2 protein-coding genes and 2 pseudogenes are annotated in these 2081 nt (G+C 56.2%); 1 reads left to right on the top strand and 3 read right to left on the bottom strand.

Annotated features, from left to right (window positions below; all coding sequences use genetic code 11):
- A pseudogene (locus FTV32_RS16690) lies at positions 1-180 on the top strand (transposase zinc-binding domain-containing protein); the annotation flags it as partial.
- 106 nt (positions 181-286) lie between these two features.
- Here FTV32_RS16690 and FTV32_RS16695 read toward each other — a convergent pair.
- The 3 genes and pseudogenes from FTV32_RS16695 to FTV32_RS16705 form a co-directional block, all read right to left on the bottom strand.
- Complete coding sequence (locus tag FTV32_RS16695; protein WP_000480968.1) at positions 287-1123, bottom strand: aminoglycoside O-phosphotransferase APH(6)-Id; 837 nt, start codon at positions 1121-1123, stop codon at positions 287-289.
- Positions 1123-1926 carry an aminoglycoside O-phosphotransferase APH(3'')-Ib gene (aph(3'')-Ib, locus tag FTV32_RS16700; protein WP_001082319.1) on the bottom strand — a complete coding sequence of 268 codons (804 nt, stop codon included), beginning with the start codon at positions 1924-1926 and terminating at the stop codon, positions 1123-1125. The genes FTV32_RS16695 and aph(3'')-Ib overlap by 1 nt, the downstream gene beginning before the upstream one ends.
- A gap of 60 nt (positions 1927-1986) precedes the next feature.
- A pseudogene (locus FTV32_RS16705) lies at positions 1987-2081 on the bottom strand (sulfonamide-resistant dihydropteroate synthase Sul2); the annotation flags it as partial.

Raw genomic sequence — 2081 nt, forward strand, 5'->3', positions numbered from 1 at the left:
TGCGAGTCTTGCCACGCCGAGCACCTGGTCGCTTTCAGCTGTAAGCGTCGCGGTTTCTGCCCGAGCTGTGGGGCGCGGCGGATGGCCGAAAGTGCCGCCTTGCTGGTTGATGAAGTACTGCCTGAACAACCCATGCGTCAGTGGGTGTTGAGCTTCCCGTTTCAGCTGCGTTTCCTGTTTGGGGTCGTTTGCGGGAAGGGGCGGAATCCTACGCTAAGGCTTTGGCCAGCGATATTCTCCGGTGAGATTGATGTGTTCCCAGGGGATAGGAGAAGTCGCTTGATATCTAGTATGACGTCTGTCGCACCTGCTTGATCGCGGCCGCGATAGCTAGATCGCGTTGCTCCTCTTCTCCATCCGCGTTCCAAGCTGCGGAAAGGCACCCATAAGCGTACGCCTGGTCGAGCAGGCGACGCGGATCGACGTCCAGCGCACGAGAGAATGCGTCCGCCATCTGTGCAATGCGTCTAGGATCGAGACAAAGGTCGTCTCTGTCAGCCGGATCGTAGAACATATTGGCGGCGCCAAAGCCCACTTCACCGACCAGACCGACGGGATCTATCACCAGCCAGCCGCGACTGGAGAACATGATGTTTTCATGATGCAGATCGCCATGTAGCCCACGCAGTTCCGAGGCATTGCTCATCATTTGATCGGCTATAATCGCCGCGTGGACGTAGTCAGTTTGACAACCTGCGTTTTGATCATCGCGCGCCCGCTGAAACAAAGCTGCAAAGCGATCCCGGATCGGGAGAAGGGCAGAAGGCAGGGGTTCCTCAGATGCGGCATACAGCTTCGCCATTAGTTCCGCTGCAATTTCGGTCGCCTGGTAGTCGCCGTGCTCGGCAACGATGTGAGAGAGCATTCGCTCCCCGGCATATTCGAGCAACATCAGATTGTTCTCACGACCGAGCAACCGGACTGCTCCCCTCCCATTGCGCCATACCAGATAGTCGGCCCCGCGCAGTTCATCAGCAATGTCTTCTATAGGTTTCAATCCCTTGACGATTGCAGGAGTCCCGTCTGGCAATGAAACTTTCCAAACGAGGCTGGAAAAGGTGTCCGCAATGAGAACAGGTTGCGAAACGTGCCAATGAGCAGGAAAAACAGGCGGCATGAACATCAACCCCAAGTCAGAGGGTCCAATCGCAGATAGAAGGCAAGGCGTTCGCGGTCGGGGGCTTCGATCCCCAATACATTGAATAGGACAGCGAAGGCGCGCTCTGCTTCATCTGGCGCTGCCCAGTTCTCTTCGGCGTTAGCAATCATGAGTGCCAAATCGGCATAGCGATCTGCTGTTCCGAGCCGCCCAAGGTCGATCAGACCCGTGCATTGAAGAGTTTTAGGGTCCACCATGAAGTTCGGCATGCAGGGATCACCATGGCAAACAACCATATCGGTGCGCTCTTGGTCGAGCCGCACCGGTAGCTCTCGTTCGACACGAGCCAAAAGATCGAGCTGCGGCGTACTCTTGTCCTCGTCCGGTAAGAAGTCGGGATTGACGGCATTGCGGGACACCACATCAACGGCGCGTCCGAACATTCGCGACAGCCTGCGCTCAAACGGACATTGATCAACCGATAGGCTGTGAACAGCGCCAAGTTGCTGCCCCATTGACGGCCACGCTTTGAGCAAATCCGCTCCAGACAGATCAGCCGCCGGTACTCCCGGAATTGCCGTTATCACCAAGCATGCACCCTCCTGTTCCTCCTGCCAGTTGATGACCTCGGGGCAAGCCACACCTCGACCTTTGAGCCAAATGAGGCGGTCACGCTCTCCAGCGAGCTCACCGCGGCGGGAAGCAGGTGCGATTTTCGCGAAGGCATGCCCGTCACCACGTCGAAAAACAAAATCACCAGATTCTCCGCCTCTGACAGGCAACCAGTCAGAATGCGATTCACCAAAAAAAATATTAGTTCGATTCAATGGAGGTTCCTTCAGTTTTCTGATGAAGCGCGAATATAGAGAAATATCCCGAATGTGCAGTTAACGAATTCTTGCGGTTTCTTTCAGCGCCGCCAATACCGCCAGCCCGTCGCGCAAGGGGCGCGGCTCGTGTGTGCGGATGAAGTCAGCTCCAC

The sequence above is a fragment of the Acinetobacter sp. YH16032 genome (assembly GCF_013417345.1).
Classification (GTDB): Bacteria; Pseudomonadota; Gammaproteobacteria; order Pseudomonadales; family Moraxellaceae; genus Acinetobacter.